Source organism: Pseudoalteromonas byunsanensis (genome assembly GCF_001854475.1).
Taxonomy (GTDB): Bacteria; Pseudomonadota; Gammaproteobacteria; order Enterobacterales; family Alteromonadaceae; genus Pseudoalteromonas; species Pseudoalteromonas byunsanensis.
Genome location: NZ_MNAN01000034.1, coordinates 135698 through 157706, shown reverse-complemented (window position 1 = coordinate 157706; position 22009 = coordinate 135698). Strand labels below are relative to the sequence as shown.

The following is a 22009-nucleotide window of genomic DNA, read 5'->3' as shown; positions in this document are numbered from 1 at the left end:
AAGGAGCGGTTATGAACGACGCAGCACAAAATATACATGAGGTGATGTACTGGCGCTATGCGGTGCGCAAGTTTACAAATCAGTTAGTCAGTGATGACTTCATTAAACAGTTACTTAATGATACCCGCTTAAGTGCCTCGGCCTTTGGCTTACAGCCATATAAAATACTAGTGATCCAAAATCCTGAACGAAAAGAACAGTTGCTAGAAGCAAGTTATAATCAGCAAAAGGTTAAAGAAAATAGCCACTTACTTGTTTTTGTGGCTGATATGAGCTGTGTAGAGGAAATGATCAACCAGTACACAAAGCGTATGTGGTTATACAACGACTGGAGTTGTAAAAAACAAACGTCAATGAAGCAGAACATGTTGGCAGCTTTGTCTCATATGAATAAGGAAGAGCAGTATCAGTGGGCGTCTAAACAAGCATACATTGCTCTGGGTACGCTACTGGTCTCCGCTGCATCGTTAAAAATAGATGCTTGTCCGATGTCTGGTATTGATACTCAAAGGTATGACGACATATTGCAACTGAAAGCGCTAAATTTGAAAACGGTTGCTATATGCCCTATTGGCTACAGGCATCCACTAGATACCGCCGCCAGCGCAAATAAAGTGCGTAAGCCCCTAGAAGAATTGGTTGTGGAGATAGTTTGAGCATGTGGTTTACGATACTAGCCTTTAGTGCGGGAGCGGCCATTGCAGTGCAGGCAAGTATGAATGCTCAGTTAGGCAGCTTGTTAAAAAGTCCGATATTAGCAACTGTGTGTGCCTTCATATTCAGTGCAGTATATGCATTAGCAGCATTTGGTATAACAGGTGGTAGGTTTCCGAACCAGCAATTAGTGTCCAGTGTACCTTGGTATCTATGGGGTTTAGGTGGTATTTTGAGTGCCACGGGCGTTGGGCTGTGTTACTTTTTAATCCCAAAAATGGGGGTGGGTAACTTAATGTCATTGGTGCTTAGCGGCCAGCTGCTAATGGCTATGGCGATAGCGCATTTTGGATGGTTTGACGTGCCACAAACAAGTATTTCTGTACAAAAAATGGTAGGAGTTAGCGCTATGGTCTTGGGTCTTATGCTAGTGAGCCGTGATTTTTCTGGTAGTTAAAGCCTGACCATGGGGTAAAAATGCCAGCCCCATGGTAATGCTCAATGATTATTTATAAGCACTGAGATCAGTTTCTTCCAGTTCACATACCGCTTTTATTGCGGGGTGCTGGGCAAGTGTTTTTAAGTAACGGTTTAAGTTTGGGAAACTTAAAGGTGGCTTTTTGAGCTCGTCCGCCCAAATACATAACATAAACATGTAACAGTCACACACGGTGAATTGATCATTTACCATGTAGGTTTTATCGCCAATTTGCTTGTTTAATAATTCAAAGCATTCACTGATCCGAGATTGTTGGGTGTTAACGATGTCATCATACATAATCGCATTTTGCGTGTGACGTTCAGGATAGTAATACACCATAAGCTCATTTTGCAAAGTGGTAGTTAAGTACATGAGCCATTGGTAAAACTCAGCTCTGGCCATGGGCTCTGAAGGGAGTAGATGGCCATCGGGGTGCTTTTCACACAAATACAAACAGATTGCAGCACTTTCAAATAAGGCAAAGTCATCATCGACTAAGGTGGGAATACGGCCTGTAGGGTTTAACTTTAAATACTGAGCAGATTTCTGCACAACCTTCTTGCGGTCAACCAGCTCTAGCTGATATGGCACGTTCAGTGCCTTCAACACGAAGTGCGGTGCAAGGCTCGCATTACGTGGGTAATAAAAGAGTGTATACATAAACGACCTTTTTGATAATAAATGTTTCGTAAGAAACCTAAGCTCCTTTTTTGGCTAGTTCTACTGAACTGTAGGAGAGCGATAGGTATTTAACAACTCTAATTTTGCTAATCTGTCAGTATTTTATAATTACATGTACCTAAATTCACATCTAAATTTGTAGCTCTTAAAATGACAACGCCAGCATAAGCTGGCGTTGTGTATGGTGTTAAGGCGTATAATAAATAGGGGAGTTTGGCCCCACTGGCAAACCAAAACCAAAGACCCATATATAAAACAGTGCAACCCAACCAATGAAAAAGAACATGCTATAAGGCAACATGGTTGCCACCAAGGTACCTATTCCCATGTCTTTTTTGTATTTAGTTGCGACAGCGAGGATTAGACCAAAATAGCTCATCATTGGCGTAATCAAATTGGTTACCGAATCACCGATACGGTAAGCCGCTTGAATCGTCTCTGGTGCATAGCCAACTAACATAAGCATCGGCACGAAGATTGGAGCCGTAACCGCCCATTGCGCCGATGAAGAACCAAGGCTAAGGTTCACAAGAGCACACATAAAAATGAACAATACGAATACTTCAGGACCGGTTAGATTGAGAGCCTGTAATAGTGCGGCCCCGTTAATGGCCAAAATGGTACCAAGGTTTGTCCATTTAAAGAAAGCCACGAACTGTGCTGCAAAAAATACCAGTACAATATACATCCCCATCGAGCTCATTGATTTACTCATTGCATCAATGATGTCTCTGTCATTTTTCATAGTGCCAACTACGCGGCCGTATACAAAGCCTGGAATAGCAAAGGTAACAAAAATGAAGACTACGATGCCTTTAAGAAACGGTGAGCCCGCTACTTCTCCTGTTTCAGGGTGACGTAAAATACCGTTCTCTGGCACTATGGTAAGGGCAAGTAATGCAGAGACAATAAGCAGTGTGAAGCCAGCCCATTTTAGGCCTGATTTTTCTTTTTCACTTAGGTGTTCAATGTTGTTCTCACCTAGATCAATGCTGGCTTCATCAGGGTTATATTTACCTAAACGAGGCTCAACGATTTTTTCTGTTACTAAAGTACCGACGATGGCTATCAAGAACACTGAAATCATCATGAAATACCAGTTGGCTTCTGGACCTACTTGATAACTTGGGTCAATCATCTGCGCTGCAGGTGTTGTAATACCGGCAAGCAGAGGATCGATAGTGCCAAGTAATAAGTTAGCACTATAACCACCTGATACGCCGGCAAATGCGGCGGCTAAACCAGCTAATGGGTGGCGTCCTAAACTGTGGAAAATCATCGCAGCGAGCGGAATTAACACGACGTAGCCAAGTTCTGAGGCGGTATTAGACAAAATGGCTGCAAACACCACCATAAATGTTACCAAGCGCTTAGATGCGCCCATAACCATGCCACGCATTGCCGCGGACAGTAAACCTGAGTGCTCTGCGACACTCACCCCTAACAGCGCAACCAACACAGTACCTAACGGGGCGAAACCAGTAAAGTTTGTCACCAATCCTGTCACGATTTTTTGTAGGCCCTCAGCGCTGAGCAGGCTGACTACTTCGATAATTCCATCAGGGTCACGTCCTTTAGCGCCTTCTGGACGAGGGTCGATGGCGCTTAACCCCATCCAGTCTGCAATACCACTGAACACAACAATGGCAATACAAAACATTGCGAATAAAGTAATCGGGTGGGGAAGCATGTTACCTAGAAATTCAACGGTGGCCAAAAAGCGGTTGAACCAGCCTTTGCCTTGTTGGTTATCAGGTTGCTCCTGCGCTTGTGTCTCTACAGCATTTGACATAGCAAACAATCTCTAATATTCAAAAAATTGCCGTAATTTAACATTTTTTATCTTTTTGATCACAGAGATTCGTTAATTAACCTTAATCTTGGGATGAAGTAACCGTGTTTACTGCTAATTAGTGTGTTTAATATTCGTAGAGCTCAACTTTCAAGCAAGAATATTCTCCATTGAACCCTTGAGCAGAGTGAAAGCACTCTAGGCGTGCCTTAAAGTAGATTAAGTTGAGCTGAAGTAGTTTGGGTTGATTTTTTGCGTTTATTTTTCATTCTAGATGCATGTGTTTTGATGACCCTTTGTGTTTCAGTCATATCGATATGGTTTTGATAATATTCTGAAATTTTATGCTTTGCGCGTCTTGCTGCATCATCCGGCAAGCAGCTTGGCTTGTCGTATTGGTCGGTTTTTAATGCGCTATATAGCCATGGAGTATGAACATAGCAGTGCGGAACATGATCAAGTTCAGGTATATATTTTCTAATAAACAAACCCTTGGCATCATATTTTTGCCCTTGCGTAACGGGGTTGTAAATGCGAAACGGGTTAATTCCAGTCGTTCCTGACTGCATTTGTATTTGCGGATAGTGGATCCCAGGTTCGTAATCGACAAAAGTACGGGCTAAATAGGCCGCTGTTTGCGGCCAGTCAAGCCACAAATGATAGCTAGCATATGAAATTAGCATGGCCCTCATTCTAAAGTTTATCCAACCTGTTTCATTGAGCATGCGCATGCAAGCGTCGATAAATGGCACACCAGTGCAGCCTGCTTTCCAGCGTTCAAACAACTGTGCATCAAACTCATCATTTCGCATATTGAGCAATGATTTGTGCACAGCCTGTATGGCATAGCGTGGTTCTGATTCCAGCTTTTGTACAAAATGGCTATGCCAGTGCAAACGTGCGATAAAACCCGCTTTTTGACGTTTGTCCACTCGTAACGAAGTGGCTTGTTTGATCACCTGTTTTAGGCTTAATACACCATAACAAAGATAGGGGCTGAGCCTTGAGCTACTGGTAACGGATGTCAAAGGGCTGGAAATACCGAACAAATACTGATTAATGCGATAGTTGAAGAAGCTGTTTAGGGTTTTATTGGCTTCAGCAATACCACCTGACTGCATTTCGGTAGCTGTAAAAGAGTCGTTACCACTGTATTTATCGAGCAAGGTCAAACCACTGTGAAAGTTGAGTAATGAATTTATTTTGCTGGGTGGCGGAAGCGTTGGGCTGTCGAGCCAGTGTGTGGCTTTGCGTTGCCAATGATCTCTATTCAGTTTACCTCTAAAAACAGCTTGCTGCGGATACTGCTTGACCAAGATTTGCGCAGTGTGACACCAGTTAAACACGCGAGTATCACGAGAAAAGGTCCAGTCATTGCCTGTTTCTTGATGGCAATATAGGGTATCTATTGGGTATTTATTGTGTATTTTAGTAAATAACTCGACCACATCCCCCATTCTTACACACAGATATCCACCTAACTTTTCGAGTGCTTGAGCATACGAGCGCAGGCTTTGCGCAATAAACTCAAACTGCCGCGCACTGGTATCGGGTAGTTGCCAGTAGTCGGGCTCAATAACATAAACAAACAAAGTAGGGCGTTCATTTTGTTGACTGTAATAAAGCGGAGCATGATCTTCAACACGGAAATCTCTTTTTAGCCAAACCAGATTAATCATTAACAACCCCCTTAAACAACAGTGGATAACGACGAATTCGATTGCCGATATAATCCTCTGCAAGGATCTGCTCAATTATCCTATCGACATCATCGTCGACTTCGAACACCCACTCAAAACGTTCTATCGCGATTAGTAAACTTCTTTTTAAATGAGCCTGCTGCTTATAGTGTTGGCAATTTTGTTTAATGATTGTGAGCTTGCTAGGGTGTGCTTTGAGTTCATCTAGAGCAGCGATGATAAAAGTTCTATGTCTGCTATCATCGCGCTTGTTAGGTTGCCGTTTTCTGGTTCGCTTCATAAATACATAAGTTGTTATTCGTCATCTATCTGCTTTTTGATTGATTCTATCTTGCGAATAAAATCATCTTTGTGTTTATCGTGTTCATAATCAAGATGATAAGTGTTGTGAAAACCAAAGCGCATTAGCACGCCGCTACCTTTAAAATACACTGTGTAGCCATCAATATCTGAAAACGCGGTGATGCCGCCGTACAACTTGCCTTCCTCTGTTGCTTCCCCATGTTTTTGAATATATTCGTACACACTGAGTATGGTTTTGCTGTCAAGTTCGTTTTTCATTGCTGTTCCACCTTTATTATTCCGTTACGTATTAGAATTAGGGTAGGATCACCAGAACACAAGTTTTATCGATGTGAAATTATGAATGTACAATTCTTAGGCACTTCTTCGGGCAGCCCGAGTCGATATAGAAATATGGCTGCAACCGCGGTCAGCTTTGACACTACCAAGCAGTGGTTATTAGTTGACTGTGCAGAAGGTACTCAGCATCAATTGCTAGCGACATCGTTGTCACCTGCAAAAGTGGCGGTGATCTGTATTACTCATATTCACGGCGATCATTGTTATGGTTTACCGGGTATGCTTTCAAGTATGTCTTTGCACGGGCGTACGGAGTCTGTCACCTTAATTGCTCCACAAAAATTGATTCAGTTTATTCATTTAAGCTTGGGACTGACTGATGTTAAGCTCGGTTTTGACTTACAATGTCATGCGGTTGAGACACTCACCCAAGAGCTAGACCTTACATTCTGTCGAGTAAAGCCTATAGAGTTAAAACACAGGGTGCCAAGTTATGCCTATCAAATTACCGAATGTGGTATTCCCAAGAAGTTAAAAATTGAAAAACTCAAAGCAGATGGCATTGCTAGTGGGCCACATTTCAATGCCCTCCAAAAAGGGCAGGATGTGACCTACGAAGGAAAAAGACTGTGTTCAAGTGAGTATACATTTGATAGTTGGCGTCCTCGTAAAATCATTATTTGTGGTGACAACGAGAAACCAGCCAAACTACAAAATGAGGTTGATGGTGTTGATTTATTGGTCCATGAGGCAACCTTTACGCACGGTGATTTGCACCGCGTCGGTCTACACACTGGACATTCTGACGCCAAAAGAATAGCTGAATTTGCTCAAAAACATCACATCCCTATGCTCGCGTTAACGCACTTTAGCGTACGTTACCACGGCCCAGGCATGCTAGAGCCGTTAAAAAGTGAAGCCTGTGAACACTATCAAGGGCAGCTATATTTTGCGGAAGATTTACTCAGTTTGAGTGTTCCTAAGCAGCGAAACTAACAATTCTTGGTCTGCGTGAACTTGCTGAGCATACTTGTAGGCTGCACTAATGAGCGTGTCGGTATGTGTAGGGATAGTGTCTAGACATGCTTGCTGAAAGCGTACTGAACGTCTGTCGCCGCGCATATGTGCCAATGCCAAACTATGGCCGCAACTGGCTGCATATTGACTAAATCCGTCTTTGAGTGCTGCACGTTTACCCAGCATGAAGTCTTCGGGGTCGCATCCTACTCTAGCATGATGACGCGATCGCACCAGCCAATGTTTGCCTTGCCAGACAACATCATCGAGCACCAGATCTGGTCGACGTTGCATCTTGCGCTGACAATTAACCGTTAAATGTGCAGGATTGAGTTTATTGATTGGGCTTAGATTTGCGAAGTAGTGCAGGGGGGCTGCTAGGCGCTGCTGTTTGACTTCAACGATATGACATAGATGAAAATCTAGCTCCTGCGTTTTGGCAGACTCTGGACCCACAAGTAAGTAGTAACGAGTTAGATTATGGGAGCCAGTACCAGCGCTTAAACGCTCTACAATATCTAAAATTTCATCATCCACATAAGGAGCAAAAGTCGCTTGGATTTCATCATAGAGTGTTTGCGGCAGGCGTCTAAAGCGTTCTTGATCATTTTTAAATGCCAGTGTCGGTAAAGTAAAATCAAGCTCTTTTGCTAACGTACTATTGGTGGTAAATGCAGCGCCCCCGGCTTTTCTTTGTATCGCTTTTTGCCAGCGTTTATACAAAATATGCTCTTTATCAAAGTTTGTTAAAGCGGATTGTGTAGTCAGTGTGTCTTGAACCGAGTCTTGGCACGCATCTAAATAGACACAGATAAACTCTTTGCACCCATCGTGCAATTGCTCGTTTGAAACCAAAGGCCTTTGTCTGATATTGAGATCATCAGTACTCATTTGTAACGTAGCAGCGTGATGACGTGCCACAAACAAACTGGTCATAAATCTAAACAGGTCCCAGACGGCATGACCTACGCAGGCATCGTCAAAGTCATTGGGCGTAAATATAATCGTATCGCCATGAGAGCCTTCTTCACTGATAAAGCCAAAATTTCCAGTGTGACAATCACCGATAATGTGGGTTAATGGAATCGTAAAAAGTGCGTCGGGTAAAGTGATATGTTGATTGGCAAAGTCATGGTACATAAGAGCGGCGCTTCCGCGCAGAAATAGAAAGGGACTACTTGCCATTTTCTGGTGTTTTGGCAGAGTACCCAAAAACTGAACGCAGTCAATTTCGGTCATTATGGTCTCTATTTGAGTTTGTCTATTCATTCTTACTTTCCTTATTTTGACCAAATTGTTTTTGTTCCAACTCTAAAAGTATGGCTGCTTTGCAACAATCGCACTTAGTGACATTGCTACTCACGCTAACTAACTAAGATGACACTTTAGTTGCGTAATTATGACAGGCTAAAGGGCTGTCGGTTAGATCGTTGTATGAAGTTCCGAGCTAAGAGTACAGATTTGGTGCTCAGCTCGTTACACTCTGCACTACTAAATCTCAGTTGTTTGACACCAACAGCAGATTGAATGCCGATATTGTGATAGATACCTTACACAACATGATGGCAGTAGTGTAGTAAAAGTTCATGTTGGAAAACTGTGGGATAATTTGGCTGCTTTGTTTTAAAGCGAAGTTGGAACTAAGAATTTTCTTCACAAAAAAGGCTGGAACTATGTCTAATGCCTCTCGCTTAAGGGGGCCTGACCTTTGTCAGGAAGACGACATGTGTGTTTGGGCAATCGTCTTCCTAATTGGTCTTGTCATTCTGAACTTGGTTCAGAATCTCTTCACTTTAAACGAGTGGCGCTAGGAACTATGTCCAGCCTTTTTAATAGTACTATTTGCTTAACGCGCGTTAGTACTTTCAAAAATTTTGTCAGCTGACGCTGCTACAAAGCCTGTGTAAATCTCACCATCAGGCTTGTTGTAACGAAGCGCAAACTCGTAGAAGCAGCTAGGAATGTTAAACTCACCGTCACTGAATACCACTGGTTGGTGATCCGCAAGCGTTGAAGATTGCTCAAGTAATACCTCTGGTGAACCCTTGATTTCACCGCCTGAGCTATTTAACTCAAACCCAGCGTCTTTAAGTGCTTGGTTTACAGCTTCAATCGTCGTGAAGTTTGACAAGTAGTTAATGCTTACCGTGAAATGGTTTGCTCTATAACCCCAAGCCGACATCCATGCTGCATATTCACTTTCTTTTAGTAGCTGCTGGTAGGTGTCGTGACTAACCTGCCAGTGCGTACCTGAATATAGGAAGTTGTCAGCTGTTACTGCGTTCTCATCAATTTGAGAAACCATGTCGTTAACGATGGCTTGTAGTTCAGCAGAGCATTGTTCCACTAATAGTTCAGAGATAAACACTTTAGGTTTAGTTGGATCTGAGTGCTCATAGTGCTTTGCATATAGTTTTTTGGCTTCAAAGTGGTATTCACCACATTCTTTGTAACCAACTGCTTTAAAGTGTGCAGCGAGTTTCTCTAGGCCTACTTTTTCGTGGTTAAAAGTACGAAGCGCAATATGGTCATTGATCACATCGTCCTGCTGAGTAGAGCCTAGCAGCTCGTGAACTTTTACCGCTGAAGGAGTAACAGATAGATAGTTATTCCAAAGTTCGTCAAATAATTGATCAACATTGTTGTGCATAATGGATTCCTTAATTGTGCGGATTGTCCGCGTTAACTTGGTGCGATTAAGCTCGACGCAGCAAGTTTATAACGAAAATGTTCTGACTGAGTCACCATTACTCAGCTCAAGTGCCTGCGCGACGCATGGCTGCATGTTGAGCGTATTCGTGGTGCTGTCATATGAACATTTATCTGTAAATGTTGCTCTAAAGTTTGCTAAACCCTGATTAGAGATAGCACGTGCTTTACCAGATACATCGTTTGCGATATTCACCGTCGCGACAACAGAGCGCTGAACAGTACGTATATTCTTAAGTTTGGCTTCAACCGTTGGCCCTGCATCAAACAAATCGATGTAACCACGATGTTCAAACCCTTCTTTTTCTAGCAGCTTGAGCGCTGGTTTGGTCTTTTCGTGAACTTGACCGATTACCGCTTGCGCGTCTTTACTAAGTAAGTTGGCGTAAATAGGGTATTTTGGCATTAGCTCGCTGATAAATACTTTATCACCCAGACCGACTAAGTGGTCTGCTTGTGGGAACTCGATGCTGAAAAAGTGTTCTTGCAACCACTTCCAAAAAGGTGAATTACCTTGACTGTCACTTACACCGCGCATTTCGGCTATCACGGTTTCGCTAAAACGTTCAGTATGGTCTGCCATAAACACAAAGCGTGAACGGCTTAAGAATCTACCAGCTAAGCCTTTTCTAAATGGTTCACGTAAGAACAGTGTGCAAATCTCACTGCATCCAGTGTAGTCATTACACATGCTCAGAATTTCAACAGTGTTGTATACATCTAAAGTGCGAGAATGATGTACCGTTTTACCCATATGGTAATGATATAGTGGAACCTGCATACCAACAGCGGCCTCGATGGCCGTTGTTCCCATTATTTCACCGCTGTCACTGTCTTCAAGCACAAATACATAGCCTTCGTCAAAAGGCTGGGCTAATTGCTTGGTAAAGCTGCGCTCAGAGCGAGAAATTTTCTCTTGTAGCAATTGATCATCGACGGGTAGCGAAGTAAAGCCATGGCCCGACTCGATAGCGATTTGCTTAAAAGCAGCAAAGTCATTGCTGGTTATTGGTCTTAGTATCTGCATAATTGCAACCTATGGGAGGCACGGGGCCCCCCAATCCGATTAACCAGCCGCTACCACGTCGGCAACCGCTAGTTCAAATCTTGCCATACCGGCTGCAATATCTTCATCTGGGATAACTAATGAAGGTGTGAAACGAATAACATTAGTACCCGCTACCAATGTCATTAGACCGTGTTTAGTACTAGCAACTAAGAAATCACGAGCTCGGTCTTTATAATCATCGTTTAACACCGCGCCAAGCAATAAGCCTTTACCACGTACTTCTGCGAAAACTTTATATTTCTCGTTGATAGCATTTAACGCGTCACGGAAAAGTTGCTCTTTATGTTTTACTTGAGCCAGTAGCTCTTGATTATTTACTGTATCAAATGCAGCTTCTGCAACCGCACAAGCTAGTGGATTACCACCGTAAGTAGAACCGTGAGTTCCTACCTTTAAGTGCTTAGCGATGTTATCAGTGGTGATCATTGCACCGATTGGGAAACCACCACCTAGCGCTTTGGCTGTGCTTAAAATATCAGGGGTTACACCTAGACCTTGGTAAGCATATAGCTCACCAGTACGGCCTACACCTGATTGTACTTCGTCAAAAATTAACAGTGCATTGTGCTTATCACACAGTGCGCGAACGCCTTCTACAAATTCTTTAGTTGGAGTAATGATCCCACCTTCACCTTGAAGAGGCTCCATCATTACGGCGCAGGTTTTGTCGCTGATCAAAGCTTCGAATGCAGCTAGGTCATTGTAATCGCAATGTACAATGTCGGCAGGTTTTGGACCGAAGCCATCAGAGTAAGCCGCTTGTCCACCGACTGTTACGGTAAAGAATGTACGACCATGGAAACCTTTATTAAATGCGATGATTTGGGTCTTTTCTTCGCCGTAGTTGTCAAGCGCAAAACGACGAGCTAATTTTAGCGCCGCTTCATTTGCTTCTGCGCCTGAGTTTGCAAAATAGACTTTGTCTGCGAATGTAGCGTCGGTGATTTTCTTAGCTAAACGAAGAGCTGGCTCGTTGGTCATTACGTTTGACAGGTGCCATAATTTTTGGCCTTGCTCTGTTAATGCGTTTACCAAAGCAGGGTGACAGTGGCCAAGGCAGTTAACGGCAATACCACCGGCAAAATCAATATATTCGTCGCCCTTTTGATCCCATACACGTGAACCCTTGCCTTTAACAGGGATCACATCTGATGGATTGTAGTTTGGTACCATAACCTGATCGAATAGTTCGCGGTTAGTTTGCATGACGACTTCCTCTTAATATTTTACTTCAACTTGTGTGCACCTTTTTTAAACAATTTCAAAGGCGCTTAATATTCATCATTATTACGATGATTAAAGTAAATTTGCAGTGCAAAAATGTACAAAATGGTTAAAATAAAAGTCAAAATAATGAATTGATTTAGCAAAATGATAAATTCACAAGATGAAAAGCTGATTGCGCTATTGCGCAGTAATGCCCGTGCTAGTATTTCAGACCTAGCCAGAAGTTTAGATTTATCACGATCCACAGTACAAAGCCGACTGCAAAAGCTCGAGCAATCAGGGGTGATCCAAGGTTATAGCGTAGAGTTTGGTGATGCCTATTTGTCAGAGCTTGTAGAAGCACATGTGTCGATTAAGGTAAAACAAAAGCTCACGACCAAAACCAATATTGCCTTAAAGCATATAAGTCATATCAGCGCACTTTATGCGATAAGTGGAGAGTACGACATGATAGCCGTGGTTGAAGCACAGAGTCTTCAGCAATTGAGTACTATTTTGGATGATATTGGTAATTTGGAAGGGGTAGAGCGCACAAATTCATCGGTAATATTAGAGACCAAGTTTAAGCGTTAGGAAAGTGCCCCTTTATTGGTAGTAAAGTGTTGGTAACAAAGTGCCTGATGCGTTATACCGAGGGACTATTGTAAAGTAGCTTCTATAAAGTAGCTTCTATAGTGTGTTTGACATAGCGATGCGCATACATATGCTCGTGCACCAAAGTTTAAAAAAGGTGACTTCGTAAACAATCCTATTTATTAAGATGGTACTGGTTTTGTAACCAGAGGCTTGCGGTTTGTCCAATAACATTATTACGGCCCGTTTTGTCCAATTGTAACAAGGGCTGTTTTTTGAACACTTTAATGGATTGTTTACATTGGTTTTTCTACGTGTGAAAATTAGCGCACGTAATATAGCCCGTTTTGTCTGTTTTTATTCCGACATTTTGGGAGAGAATAAGCTGTTATATTTTTAAGGGAACTTCAGTGAAAAATCTTACAAAGGTACTATTCCTGAGCGCAGTCGTTCTTATTTCTGGTTGTGCTTCAAAAAGACCTATAAACCTATCAAGCGAAGCTCGCATTGGTATTTACTCTAGTGTGACAGATAAAACGAATAATAATATCTGGGATGAAACTACAGCTCGCTCAGGCCAACAGAAAGATATTATTGTTGATGTAGATTGGGGGTTAAAAGGTAAGGTTGAAGCTAGCTTAGTTAAAGCCGCAAAGAAGAAATGGTTAATAGATACGCTAATAGTAGCAAGTATTGAAGCTGATTTAGGGGCTGGAGACGCAATATCTTATGGTTTTAGCTCTGTTTATGAAAAGTTCATTCCAGCATTTACTGAAGTAAAAGATAGGTATGATTTAGATGTAATAATCATCGCAAAACCCGCATGGCGCCACTATCACGGCGAAACTCCTCTATACAATAAAGGTATCGGCGTTCAATCTTTTGAAGATGGACTCTCTGGTCATGTCGCAGTTGAAATGTTTGCAGTAGATTTGCACACGATGAAAATAATATTTCCAGCAATACAGGACGGAATTACAATGCAACCCTTTATTAGGAATTTTGACTTGCCTGATAATTACGCAGATGTTGATCGTATTTCAGGAACGGTATCAATAAAAGATGCTTATAAAAGCAAAGTGTTCATGGAAGTAGATAGCATTGTGAGCTGGTTCATTAATGAAGTGCCAATTACCTTTCATGCTAAAAAAATATAACAAACGCATCAACGCATGGACTAATAAAGCTTGGCTTGGTTCGTGCCTCACCAATTTTAGTCAAGCTTTATTAGCCCGTTATGCGGGCGTTATATGCCAAAGGAAGTGTCGTGAAATACTTTGCTCCCCTGTTTCTAGCTATTCTCTCTTTCAATCTAGTCGCTCAAGATGAAGAGTGGAATATTAGAGCTGAGATTTTAGGGATGAGATCTCATGATTTTATTTGGTTAAATAATAAAGGTGATTTTCATTGGGCAACTTCAATATTTCATGATCCAATGCCTTGTCAGAAGGTATTAAATGAAACAGAGCTTGAAAAAATCAACTCATTGCGCAAAGGATTGCCTCGTGTTCTATACGAAAGAGAACCCAGTAATAATCAATGTTTTGATGGGCGGCGCTTCTTTATTCTGTCTTCGAGTTGGTCAAATGAAGGTGAATACTTGGAAGTTGGCAAGAGGTTTCCTGTTTCTAAAAACTGTAGGGTTACAACTATTGATGAGTCATGGGATACTTTGAGCGAGTACTTATATTCGTTAATGTTAGAGAAGTTTGAAACTTGTAGAAATACCCCTTGGAAAGAGGCATATAACAAACCACTGAAGCGGGACTCGTAACAGTTGGCTCGGTTTCGCTTCGCTACACATTTTAGCCAACTATTACTCGCCCCTTAGTGGGGCGTTAGAACCCTCATTCAAGAATGGAGCTATTTTTTAGATGGTAGATGATTTAGAAGAAATGGAGCATGAATTCTCAATAAGAGAACGGAATAGAAGGCTTCATTATCAAAGGGCTGTATTAGCACGGATTGAGAGAGAAAGTAGAAAACGACGTCTTTATTTGCTTACTGCGTTAGTTCCATTACTTTCAATCATGATGGCTTTTTCGCTTCTATTAATTGAAGAAAAAAAGTTTGTGGAAAAGACCGTTTTGCAAAGCGATATTGAAACGATAATCTTGAATGGTGGAGATTTAGAGTCCATAAAGCAAGCATTGAGGACTCAGCCAACTGTAAACTCATTAAAGGTAATTATTTCCAATAAAGCTGATTATTATAACGTTGATATACCTTTATCAATTGTGTTGAGTGATATAAGGGTAAATGCATTTAGGAATTCCAAGAAAGACATTCTGCCTATTGTTGAACCAATAATTAGTGAGTACGAAGAAATCAACCCATTTGATAAATTGCAGGTTGGGCAAAAAGATTACTTTGAAAATGTTCGAATTAAAACAGGCGATATTTATCCTAATATTGTTAATGACGTAAACAATTTGGCTGATGAACTGCATGAAAAAAACATGCTGGTTGAAGAGTATCTAGGGGATTCCAAAATGTCGTTCTGGATATCAATTATCGCAGTGGTACTTTCGCTCTTGATCGGTGGGTATCAAATTTTTTCAGCAAGGCCTGAAGCAATGAAAAAGCTATTTCTTGATGTGGTCGACGAACAAAGCTCTTCTTCAAGCAAAGGTTCTAACAAGTCAAGCAAGACGGACGCTGAAAGCGCCGCTTCTTGAGGCGTTATGTAGCAGGTGAAAAATTGAGTCAGCAGTGCAAAAAATGTGATAGTAAGATCAATCCTATAGAAGTTAAGGTGTCAGGCCATTATTCACATTTTAAATGTCCTGTTTGTGGTGCAGATGTATCAAGCAATAGAGGAAAAGGTGTTCTCGCTCTAATTGGTATTGGTTTAATTGCTTGGGCTTTAGCCTTTGCTTATCGCCATTTGGCTGGCTAAAGTGAAGCACTGACAGTTTAGCTACATAACAAGGCAAATCAATAAGGACAAAAAACAGTTGGCTTTTTCTCCTTCGTCGCTATTTTAGCCAACAATTTTTTGCCCATTATTTGGGCGTTATGAGTCTCTAGGGAAATGAGTCAAGAAGAAATAAAAGTGGAAATTTGTCAGCGTGCGTTAAAAGTATGCAACAATAATCGTAGCGCAATGCTTCCCTCTATATTTGAGTCAATTGAAAACCAATTGAATTAGGTAATTTCTTATTTCAAAGGTGAGTCTAGCGACAGGCAAAAGTTATTTGAATTAACTTTTGGACATTTTGCCGCTCGTGAAATTGATCCCAGAGAACGAGAAGTCGTTGAAGCACTTAATAGAGCATTTTATGTTGCTGAAAGGACGCGGCAAGGACTTAAATTGGATTTAAAAGTTTTGGGTATAGACTCATAACAAGGTAATTATGGATGGGACGTCTAAAGCTTGGCTGGCGCTCATTCTTCGCGATTATAGCCAAGCATTTATACGCCCCATATTACGGCGTTATGTGTTCGGGGGAGAAATGGTTAGGGGAGCAACAAACAGCGATTGCGTGAAATTAGCAGCACTATCAATTAAAGTCTGGTTGGACACATATGCTAGACAAGGTATCAAAACTGAGTATGCTGAGTATGTCTTGTCTACTTTCACTACTGCCTACTTCTTCGAAATATTGAACGCCGCTAAGTATCGTTTGTTTGTCAGTGAAGAAGATGAAGTTCTTCAAGGCTATGTATTGGCTAATCTTGAATCGCATTATCAAACGCCCAGCAATGGATTCGAAGTAGAAAAGCTTTATATAGATAGCAGCTTCAAAGGAAAAGGATTAGGTCGAAAACTCTTGAATGAAATCGAGAATCAGTTTGGCAGTAAATACTGGCTTTATACTTGGGTTGAAAATGAATCCAATGGATTTTACGAACATTTAGGTTTTAGTCGAATAGGGCTTCTGACCTTTGAGTTTGCAGGCGCTTTGATAGAAAATAACGTGTATCAATCAGCACACACATAACAAGCGCGTCAAAGGCGACGCTCGTTCCTCGCGCGTTTCATGCGGGCGTTATATTTTTTTAAGTTCAGCAATCAAAAGGGTTTACTGATGAATGTGGATAAAGCGAAAAAACGCATACAGAAACGAGTACAACGAGGTTTCAAAGGTTATCCGCAAATCTCAATAGAGTATTTCGGTAAAACGCCAGACTTAGCGATGGAAGCTGTCATTACCTTTCTATCTGAAGAGAATGGCGAGCCACAAATACAACGATTCACGAGTGACAAAGACGTCAGAGAAGACGAAGCAATTCAATCGGTGTTGTTAAAAATCATCGAGCGTGCGGAAGCTAATACAGTAGTCGAAAGTCGAGCAATATCGATTATTTAATGGTTTCTTATTATGTTTGTGCCTGTGTTATTTCTGCATTGAGAACGAAATATAACACATATGAACCTTCTCCGGTCAAGTAAGTATAACGATTCTTTTTAGCTGCTTTTAAGCAGCTAATTTGTATTGGCAACGCCTAAACCAGTTCAACTTCGTTATGTCAGCTAGCCGTTAAAATCGTTTACGGCAAACACATATAGGGGCGTTACGCCGTAATCTCTTATTGCGATCTCATCGTTGCCTAAATCAGTCGATACAACTTATCGTTTAGGGCCACTAGACATTCAAAATGCGTGCATGAAGGTCAATTCCGCAATAATTTTGATGAAAATTAGTATAGAATTTCATTGAGCTTTCTCCTTTTGGTTTCGTCGCCTTGAAGTTTAGCTTTTCGCTAAACTTCGGGGAGAAGGTTCAATAAGTATCAAGTTAATTAAACCGTGGACGCAAAACAGTAGGCTTGCGCTCCTTCGTCGCTTATTTTAGCCTACTATTTTTCGCCGTTTATTAAGGCGTTAGCTTTCTTGGAGATATATGGACTACTCGAAGTATTCAATCAATGAATTATTGGATTGTCTCAATAATATAGATAAAGATGCTCATCCTGAAAATTATGAAAAATTAATTTTGGAATTAGAAAAAAGAAAGCCAGAACTGGAGGCATTTCAAAAGCAAGAGCAAGAAGAGTTTACGTTCTCAACTGAAAACAGAGTGAAGCTATTGAGTTGGCTGCAAATAGCAACGTGTGTTGGTTTTACTATCGCTTTTGTAAATGTGCTATTTGGCTCAAGAGAATTAATAGATTTAATTGTCTATGGATTCATCGCTGTTTTTAATGGATTAGCTGGTTATAAACTTTTAAAAAGATCACGTTATGGGTATGAGCTATCTTACCTTAATCAAATTCTTCAAATTTTAACTATAAATACAGGTACGTTGTTTTTTACCTATACGGGCTTAGGTAGCTTTTTGATTGGAATAGAAGGTGAATTATTCTTTAGGGCTAATATTTTAAGTACAGATTTCAGATTTTATACTGGTGAAAATTTAGGGCAATTTGGTTTTGGTGTTGATTTAGTAGCAATTTTCTTTTTGAGTGTGCTGCATTCATGTAGAGAGTTGGGCTTAGACACGAAAGCTAACAAGGCGTTTAAGGCGGATTCGTAACAGTTGGCTTGGTTCCGCTTCACTCCACAATTTTAGCCAACTGTTACTCTCCGCTTAACGCGGCGTTAGGCATACATGACTAAATATTCGAGTTTCTTGTTAGTATTCTTGTTTCTTCCTAAATTGGTTGGCGCTTGTATGTTCCCAAACAAAGATAACGAATACGATGCGTTAATTAAACTTGAAAAATTGGAGAGTAAAAACAGATACCGACTATCTGTTCCTCGAATTATTGAAAGCTCTAGTGGTTGGCCAACCGTAACTTTAATCTACTCCTCTCATGAATTAGATAAAGATTGTAAAGAAGAAACTCTTAGTGATGGCACTCATCTATTATGCATTCCCCAAAAAGAAATACGCGAAGAAATTAATCTAAACAACGCTTGGGAGAAGGCAATTGACTGGGTATCAAATAAAAATTCATATGTAGGAGAGATTCAGATTATGGAACGAGAAAACTTTTCCGTCGAAGTATCAGTGATGTGGGAAACTGAAGTTTGTTTAACATTTGGTCGTAAAGTAATTATCAAGTAGTATGCCTAACAAGCGCATAAAGCAACGGGACACGCAACGTTTGGCTCGGTTTCGCTTCGCTGCACATTATAGCCAAACATTACTTAGCCCCTTATGCGGGCGTTAGCTTTAAAGGAGGGCTTCGGGCTCATGGATAGGAAAATAATATTGGCAGCTTTATCAGCTTTGCTACTTTTGGCTTGTAATTCCACGCCTAAAAGCAGTGTCACAAACTATGAGGCCACTGGTAATTTGGAATCGCCGAAACCAGCTGGATGTATCTCTGTGGCCGAGTTATCGAACACGCAGAACCCTGTCGACATATTTACTGGCCTCAATGCTTGCTTGAACGACAATAATTACTCGAATGCTGCTGAGCTATATTTTGCCGGCATGTCTTATGGCTTTTTTGATACTAAACGTGTTTCCGATAAAACTGCACATCAAGCGATTAGTGTACTGCGTATGAATTTGTTTGGTGCGCAATCACAAGATGATATGGATAAGTTGCAAACGGCTCTTACAAAATTAAGTTCTGATAATACTGCGATTTGTCAAAGCCTAACTGCTCTAGGTGCACCTGCGTATAAGCCAACTTATATGATTCAACATGGAATGGGGGCTTTCACTGGTCAAAGTACTAAAGATGGTTTGGTTGAAAACTTTGATCCTGTAGCGGCTTGGAAAGATGCTTTATCAACAATCACCAAGTGCGTTTAAAGCTAACAAGTCAATTATATTTTCCCAACAAGTTGGGCTGGGGCGCGCAAACAACGCGCGCCCCATATTGAAGCGTTAGCGGTATTGAGAGAATAGTTTGCACCCTGTCGAATTAACTTTCTATAAATTAGTATCTAAAGAAATCGAATTATCTGACTTCGAGAATTGGGTGTACACGGAAACAACACTTGAACAGACTTTAAACTCTGATGATTATCTCGAGATCATTTCAATAAACTACAAAACGCCATCTGGTTTATATGAAGCCCAAAAAGTGCTTTCAAAGTATTTTTCTATGGGAAAATATTATGAATGGAGTATTCGCAATATCCTCCATAAAATAATTGCCAAGCCGGACGATGTTCATAAGTATATCGAGCAATGTTATGACCTATATTGCGAAGGTTTTGGTTTCATGGATAACCTTGGATTGGGTTACGGTCTTGGTTTAACTTGTCCAGATGGTTTCAATGATAAAGTTGAAGAGTTCTATCCTCACATTACAGAAGAAGCTGAAAGAGTATTATTGTGGCTAGATACTGGCAAAATAATAATAACGGGGCATAGTGGAGAGTATCAGGGTATCGAATACGATGATAATCGAAGCCCCAAAGAAAAAGAACCAACAGGTTATAAAATACAAAAATCAAAAAAATGGTGGCAGTTTTGGTTGTAAATACAGCTAACAAACGCATCAACGCATGGACTAATAAAGCTTGGCTTGGTTCGTGCCTCACCAATTATAGCCAAGCTCTATTAGCCTGTTATGCGAGGTGTTAAATGTCAAACGATATGCATAGTACGTTGAATAATTGGGTTCAGGAGCTTGAATCTGAAACTGAGATAGTTTCCTCAGAGGAAATCAATGAAGAAGCTAATTCAAATATGGTTTCTTTTGGTTTCAATGACACGGTGCTAAATGATTGGGGTAAAGATTCAGTTCAAGAGTTTATTAAATCTTGTGCAGAGCTTTATGAACGAAAAAGTTTGGGTATTAGCATGGTGTTTTATTCATGGTTTGACGAGATGGCCGGACAAATTCGTATCTCTGCTGTAAGTCAAACACATGGTAAGCTCCCTTTTCGCTGTAAGGTTAACCCAGTAAAATTGAGCGAAATTGTGAATGGCATCTACTCTGATGATTCTGGGTTGTATACAAGAGGCGAGCTAGATGTTTGGTGCAAAAACATTTAACACATATGAACCTTCTCCGGTCAAGTAAGTATAACGATTCTTTTTAGCTGCTTTTAAGCAGCTAATTTGTATTGGCAACGCCTAAACCAGTTCAACTTCGTTATGTCAGCTAGCCGTTAAAATCGTTTACGGCAAACACATATAGGGGCGTTACGCCGTAATCTTTTATTGCGATCTCATCGCTGCCTAAATCAGTCGATACAACTTATCGTTTAGGGCCACTAGACATTCATCGGTTAACCTTAATCTTGCGCTACTCAAGGGAATGGCTCATTCGTCCAGTTAGTTAAAGGTGCGTAACGCAGTTATCAGCTAAGGTGTAAACGATTCAATTCATTGCTTAAATTAATGCGCACCAATAGGGTGTCTAATAAAGGCGAAATAGCTTATTACTTCGACAACACTTACCTGTAAAACACAGCTCTAGCTGACAAAAACACAAATAATACGCGGTTGTTCATGCCTATCTAGTTAGGTGTATAGCTCACCCCATTGTGCGACTTAGCTTTTTAAAAATCTTTCATCATCGAATACCGTTTTGTTCTTCAACATAAAATAAACACAACGACCGAGTTTGTGTGCAAGGACAGATAATGCTTTGGCTTTGCTCATACGTTTTTGAAGTTTGTTTAGATAGCGCCTTGCTTTGTCATTGCCGCGTAAATAGAGCACAGCAGCTTCGCTGAAGGCCCACTTTAAGTGACCATTTCCAATTTTATTGCCGCTAGTTCCATAGGTTTTGCCAGCAGACTCAGCTTTACACTTAACTAGTCGGCAGTACGACGCGAATTTTTGTACAGACTCAAAGCGATTAATGTCACCGATTTCATAGAGAATGGTCATAGCTAAAATGAGACCAATGCCAGGTATGGTACGAAGTTGTGTGTAATAACTAGACTGGTGCTTTTTAGCTTTGCTCTCTAAGTAATATTCAAGGCTTTTAAGCTCATTGGCATATGCATCAAGTATCGCCAAATCGAAACTGACGTTACGTTGGACAGCCTGATCTTCAAAGCGAGTTTGAAATTCTTGTCGAACACATTTGTTTTTCATATGTAACTCAAGTGCAGGATAGTTATATTGACTGTTTGTATTAACGATATGGGCTTTAAGTTGTGCGCCATGCTGAACAAGTCGCGTTCTACGACGGAGTAAATCACGCGTTGAACGCATGTGAGCGGGATAATTGTAAGCAAGTGGAAAGTTACCACCGCGCAATAGGCTGGCAATTTTGTAAGAATCAATCTTATCGTTTTTGGCTTTTCCTCCGTGAATTGCGTTATAAAATACTTCCTTGTAATTTACCTTTCAGGTCAGCTAAAGCTGTTCAAATTCATTCCCGATGAATTTGTCATGTAAAGGGCATGGCCAAGGACAAAATCGATATTATATTCAGCACATAAATCACTCACCCAATACCAACAATGCATGCAATCAACACCGATAACGATATCTTCGAGATAGGGCGAAATCAGTTTAAGTAATTCATGTTTATCAGCTTTTATTTTTTGATGAACAACCTTATTTCCACGCTCATCAAGAATTCAAACGTATAAAATGCGTGCATGAAGGTCAATTCCGCAATAATTTTGATGAAAATTAGTATAGAATTTCATT

General features: G+C 40.9%; 25 protein-coding genes and 1 pseudogene. 16 read left to right on the top strand and 10 right to left on the bottom strand.

What is annotated here, in order from left to right; all coding sequences use genetic code 11:
- Positions 1–11 precede the first annotated feature (11 nt).
- Entirely contained in the window at positions 12–656 is a 645-nt protein-coding gene (locus BIW53_RS15090; RefSeq protein ID WP_070992842.1) for an NAD(P)H-dependent oxidoreductase, read from the top strand.
- 2 nt (positions 657–658) lie between these two features.
- Positions 659–1111: a DMT family transporter gene (locus BIW53_RS15085; RefSeq protein ID WP_070992840.1), complete on the top strand. Its 453-nt coding sequence runs from the start codon at positions 659–661 to the stop codon at positions 1109–1111.
- Positions 1112–1159: 48 nt separating this feature from the next.
- On the opposite strand, the gene BIW53_RS15080 is transcribed toward BIW53_RS15085, so the two are convergent.
- From BIW53_RS15080 to BIW53_RS15060, 5 genes are all read right to left on the bottom strand, one after another.
- Complete coding sequence (locus BIW53_RS15080) at positions 1160–1795, bottom strand: glutathione S-transferase family protein (protein WP_070992839.1); 636 nt, start codon at positions 1793–1795, stop codon at positions 1160–1162.
- 208 nt (positions 1796–2003) lie between these two features.
- Positions 2004–3608: an AbgT family transporter gene (locus tag BIW53_RS15075; RefSeq protein WP_070992838.1), complete on the bottom strand. Its 1605-nt coding sequence runs from the start codon at positions 3606–3608 to the stop codon at positions 2004–2006.
- 209 nt (positions 3609–3817) lie between these two features.
- The gene (locus BIW53_RS15070; protein ID WP_070992836.1) at positions 3818–5287 is read right to left on the bottom strand and encodes an FAD-binding domain-containing protein; all 1470 of its coding nucleotides are present in this window, start codon (positions 5285–5287) and stop codon (positions 3818–3820) included.
- Positions 5280–5588, bottom strand: a complete 309-nt coding sequence (locus BIW53_RS15065) for a hypothetical protein (RefSeq protein ID WP_070992834.1) — start codon at positions 5586–5588, stop codon at positions 5280–5282. Before BIW53_RS15065 ends, BIW53_RS15070 begins: the two co-directional genes overlap by 8 nt.
- Before the next feature lie 14 nt (positions 5589–5602).
- Positions 5603–5869, bottom strand: a complete 267-nt coding sequence (locus BIW53_RS15060) for a DUF3081 family protein (RefSeq protein ID WP_070992832.1) — start codon at positions 5867–5869, stop codon at positions 5603–5605.
- Positions 5870–5950: 81 nt separating this feature from the next.
- Here BIW53_RS15060 and BIW53_RS15055 point away from each other — a divergent pair, with 81 nt between their 5' ends.
- A complete protein-coding gene (locus BIW53_RS15055) occupies positions 5951–6886 on the top strand; it encodes a ribonuclease Z (RefSeq protein WP_175442154.1) in 936 nt (311 codons plus the stop codon).
- On the opposite strand, the gene BIW53_RS15050 is transcribed toward BIW53_RS15055, so the two are convergent.
- The 4 genes from BIW53_RS15050 to BIW53_RS15030 form a co-directional block, all read right to left on the bottom strand.
- On the bottom strand, positions 6851–8176 hold the full coding sequence (locus BIW53_RS15050; protein ID WP_070992830.1) for a DUF2252 family protein: 1326 nt from the start codon (positions 8174–8176) through the stop codon (positions 6851–6853). The two genes, BIW53_RS15055 and BIW53_RS15050, sit on opposite strands and share 36 nt — an antisense overlap.
- A 577-nt stretch (positions 8177–8753) precedes the next feature.
- A complete protein-coding gene (locus tag BIW53_RS15040) occupies positions 8754–9557 on the bottom strand; it encodes a DUF1338 domain-containing protein (protein ID WP_070992827.1) in 804 nt (267 codons plus the stop codon).
- Between the two features lie 66 nt (positions 9558–9623).
- Complete coding sequence (astA, locus tag BIW53_RS15035; RefSeq protein WP_070992826.1) at positions 9624–10643, bottom strand: arginine N-succinyltransferase; 1020 nt, start codon at positions 10641–10643, stop codon at positions 9624–9626.
- Positions 10644–10682: 39 nt separating this feature from the next.
- Positions 10683–11891: an aspartate aminotransferase family protein gene (locus BIW53_RS15030; RefSeq protein WP_070992825.1), complete on the bottom strand. Its 1209-nt coding sequence runs from the start codon at positions 11889–11891 to the stop codon at positions 10683–10685.
- 165 nt (positions 11892–12056) lie between these two features.
- Here BIW53_RS15030 and BIW53_RS15025 point away from each other — a divergent pair, with 165 nt between their 5' ends.
- The 13 genes from BIW53_RS15025 (at position 12057) to BIW53_RS14970 (ending at position 20392) form a co-directional block, all read left to right on the top strand.
- Complete coding sequence (locus BIW53_RS15025) at positions 12057–12485, top strand: Lrp/AsnC family transcriptional regulator (protein ID WP_070992824.1); 429 nt, start codon at positions 12057–12059, stop codon at positions 12483–12485.
- 410 nt (positions 12486–12895) lie between these two features.
- Positions 12896–13642 (top strand): hypothetical protein, encoded by a 747-nt coding sequence (locus BIW53_RS15020; RefSeq protein WP_070992823.1) that lies wholly within the window; start codon positions 12896–12898, stop codon positions 13640–13642.
- 110 nt (positions 13643–13752) lie between these two features.
- On the top strand, positions 13753–14259 hold the full coding sequence (locus BIW53_RS15015) for a hypothetical protein (protein ID WP_070992822.1): 507 nt from the start codon (positions 13753–13755) through the stop codon (positions 14257–14259).
- A gap of 100 nt (positions 14260–14359) precedes the next feature.
- A complete protein-coding gene (locus BIW53_RS15010) occupies positions 14360–15163 on the top strand; it encodes a hypothetical protein (RefSeq protein WP_070992821.1) in 804 nt (267 codons plus the stop codon).
- Positions 15160–15384: a hypothetical protein gene (locus BIW53_RS15005; RefSeq protein WP_070992820.1), complete on the top strand. Its 225-nt coding sequence runs from the start codon at positions 15160–15162 to the stop codon at positions 15382–15384. Before BIW53_RS15010 ends, BIW53_RS15005 begins: the two co-directional genes overlap by 4 nt.
- 255 nt (positions 15385–15639) lie before the next feature.
- A complete protein-coding gene (locus BIW53_RS21295) occupies positions 15640–15831 on the top strand; it encodes an immunity protein Tsi6 family protein (protein ID WP_175442157.1) in 192 nt (63 codons plus the stop codon).
- A gap of 10 nt (positions 15832–15841) precedes the next feature.
- Entirely contained in the window at positions 15842–16429 is a 588-nt protein-coding gene (locus BIW53_RS15000) for a GNAT family N-acetyltransferase (protein WP_245699438.1), read from the top strand.
- 87 nt (positions 16430–16516) lie between these two features.
- Positions 16517–16798 (top strand): hypothetical protein, encoded by a 282-nt coding sequence (locus BIW53_RS14995; RefSeq protein WP_175442153.1) that lies wholly within the window; start codon positions 16517–16519, stop codon positions 16796–16798.
- Positions 16799–17332: 534 nt separating this feature from the next.
- Positions 17333–17965, top strand: coding sequence for a hypothetical protein (locus tag BIW53_RS14990; RefSeq protein WP_070992819.1), 633 nt, complete (start codon positions 17333–17335; stop codon positions 17963–17965).
- 138 nt (positions 17966–18103) lie between these two features.
- The gene (locus BIW53_RS14985) at positions 18104–18499 is read left to right on the top strand and encodes a hypothetical protein (protein ID WP_070992818.1); all 396 of its coding nucleotides are present in this window, start codon (positions 18104–18106) and stop codon (positions 18497–18499) included.
- A 129-nt stretch (positions 18500–18628) separates the two neighbouring features.
- Positions 18629–19198: a hypothetical protein gene (locus BIW53_RS14980; protein WP_070992817.1), complete on the top strand. Its 570-nt coding sequence runs from the start codon at positions 18629–18631 to the stop codon at positions 19196–19198.
- A gap of 97 nt (positions 19199–19295) precedes the next feature.
- Positions 19296–19874, top strand: a complete 579-nt coding sequence (locus BIW53_RS14975) for a hypothetical protein (protein WP_070992816.1) — start codon at positions 19296–19298, stop codon at positions 19872–19874.
- Between the two features lie 104 nt (positions 19875–19978).
- On the top strand, positions 19979–20392 hold the full coding sequence (locus BIW53_RS14970; RefSeq protein WP_070992815.1) for a hypothetical protein: 414 nt from the start codon (positions 19979–19981) through the stop codon (positions 20390–20392).
- Positions 20393–20893: 501 nt separating this feature from the next.
- Here the strand turns inward: BIW53_RS14970 and BIW53_RS14965 are convergent.
- Positions 20894–22008: pseudogene (locus tag BIW53_RS14965) on the bottom strand (IS110 family RNA-guided transposase).
- Position 22009 lies beyond the last annotated feature (1 nt).

What these genes read in the sequence shown, in the direction of transcription:
- BIW53_RS15030 (WP_070992825.1), bottom strand. Translation starts at nt 11,891, where the DNA reads ATGCAAACTAACCGCGAACTATTCGATCAGGTTATGGTACCAAACTAC.
- BIW53_RS15065 (WP_070992834.1), bottom strand. Translation starts at nt 5,588, where the DNA reads ATGAAGCGAACCAGAAAACGGCAACCTAACAAGCGCGATGATAGCAGA.
- BIW53_RS15070 (WP_070992836.1), bottom strand. Translation starts at nt 5,287, where the DNA reads ATGATTAATCTGGTTTGGCTAAAAAGAGATTTCCGTGTTGAAGATCAT.
- BIW53_RS14980 (WP_070992817.1), top strand. Translation starts at nt 18,629, where the DNA reads ATGGATAGGAAAATAATATTGGCAGCTTTATCAGCTTTGCTACTTTTG.
- BIW53_RS15085 (WP_070992840.1), top strand. Translation starts at nt 659, where the DNA reads ATGTGGTTTACGATACTAGCCTTTAGTGCGGGAGCGGCCATTGCAGTG.
- BIW53_RS15000 (WP_245699438.1), top strand. Translation starts at nt 15,842, where the DNA reads ATGGATGGGACGTCTAAAGCTTGGCTGGCGCTCATTCTTCGCGATTAT.
- astA (WP_070992826.1), bottom strand. Translation starts at nt 10,643, where the DNA reads ATGCAGATACTAAGACCAATAACCAGCAATGACTTTGCTGCTTTTAAG.
- BIW53_RS15090 (WP_070992842.1), top strand. Translation starts at nt 12, where the DNA reads ATGAACGACGCAGCACAAAATATACATGAGGTGATGTACTGGCGCTAT.
- BIW53_RS15050 (WP_070992830.1), bottom strand. Translation starts at nt 8,176, where the DNA reads ATGAATAGACAAACTCAAATAGAGACCATAATGACCGAAATTGACTGC.
- BIW53_RS15055 (WP_175442154.1), top strand. Translation starts at nt 5,951, where the DNA reads ATGAATGTACAATTCTTAGGCACTTCTTCGGGCAGCCCGAGTCGATAT.
- BIW53_RS15080 (WP_070992839.1), bottom strand. Translation starts at nt 1,795, where the DNA reads ATGTATACACTCTTTTATTACCCACGTAATGCGAGCCTTGCACCGCAC.
- BIW53_RS14990 (WP_070992819.1), top strand. Translation starts at nt 17,333, where the DNA reads ATGGACTACTCGAAGTATTCAATCAATGAATTATTGGATTGTCTCAAT.
- BIW53_RS15010 (WP_070992821.1), top strand. Translation starts at nt 14,360, where the DNA reads ATGGTAGATGATTTAGAAGAAATGGAGCATGAATTCTCAATAAGAGAA.
- BIW53_RS15040 (WP_070992827.1), bottom strand. Translation starts at nt 9,557, where the DNA reads ATGCACAACAATGTTGATCAATTATTTGACGAACTTTGGAATAACTAT.
- BIW53_RS14995 (WP_175442153.1), top strand. Translation starts at nt 16,517, where the DNA reads ATGAATGTGGATAAAGCGAAAAAACGCATACAGAAACGAGTACAACGA.
- BIW53_RS14970 (WP_070992815.1), top strand. Translation starts at nt 19,979, where the DNA reads ATGTCAAACGATATGCATAGTACGTTGAATAATTGGGTTCAGGAGCTT.
- BIW53_RS15060 (WP_070992832.1), bottom strand. Translation starts at nt 5,869, where the DNA reads ATGAAAAACGAACTTGACAGCAAAACCATACTCAGTGTGTACGAATAT.
- BIW53_RS14985 (WP_070992818.1), top strand. Translation starts at nt 18,104, where the DNA reads ATGTTCCCAAACAAAGATAACGAATACGATGCGTTAATTAAACTTGAA.
- BIW53_RS15025 (WP_070992824.1), top strand. Translation starts at nt 12,057, where the DNA reads ATGATAAATTCACAAGATGAAAAGCTGATTGCGCTATTGCGCAGTAAT.
- BIW53_RS15075 (WP_070992838.1), bottom strand. Translation starts at nt 3,608, where the DNA reads ATGTCAAATGCTGTAGAGACACAAGCGCAGGAGCAACCTGATAACCAA.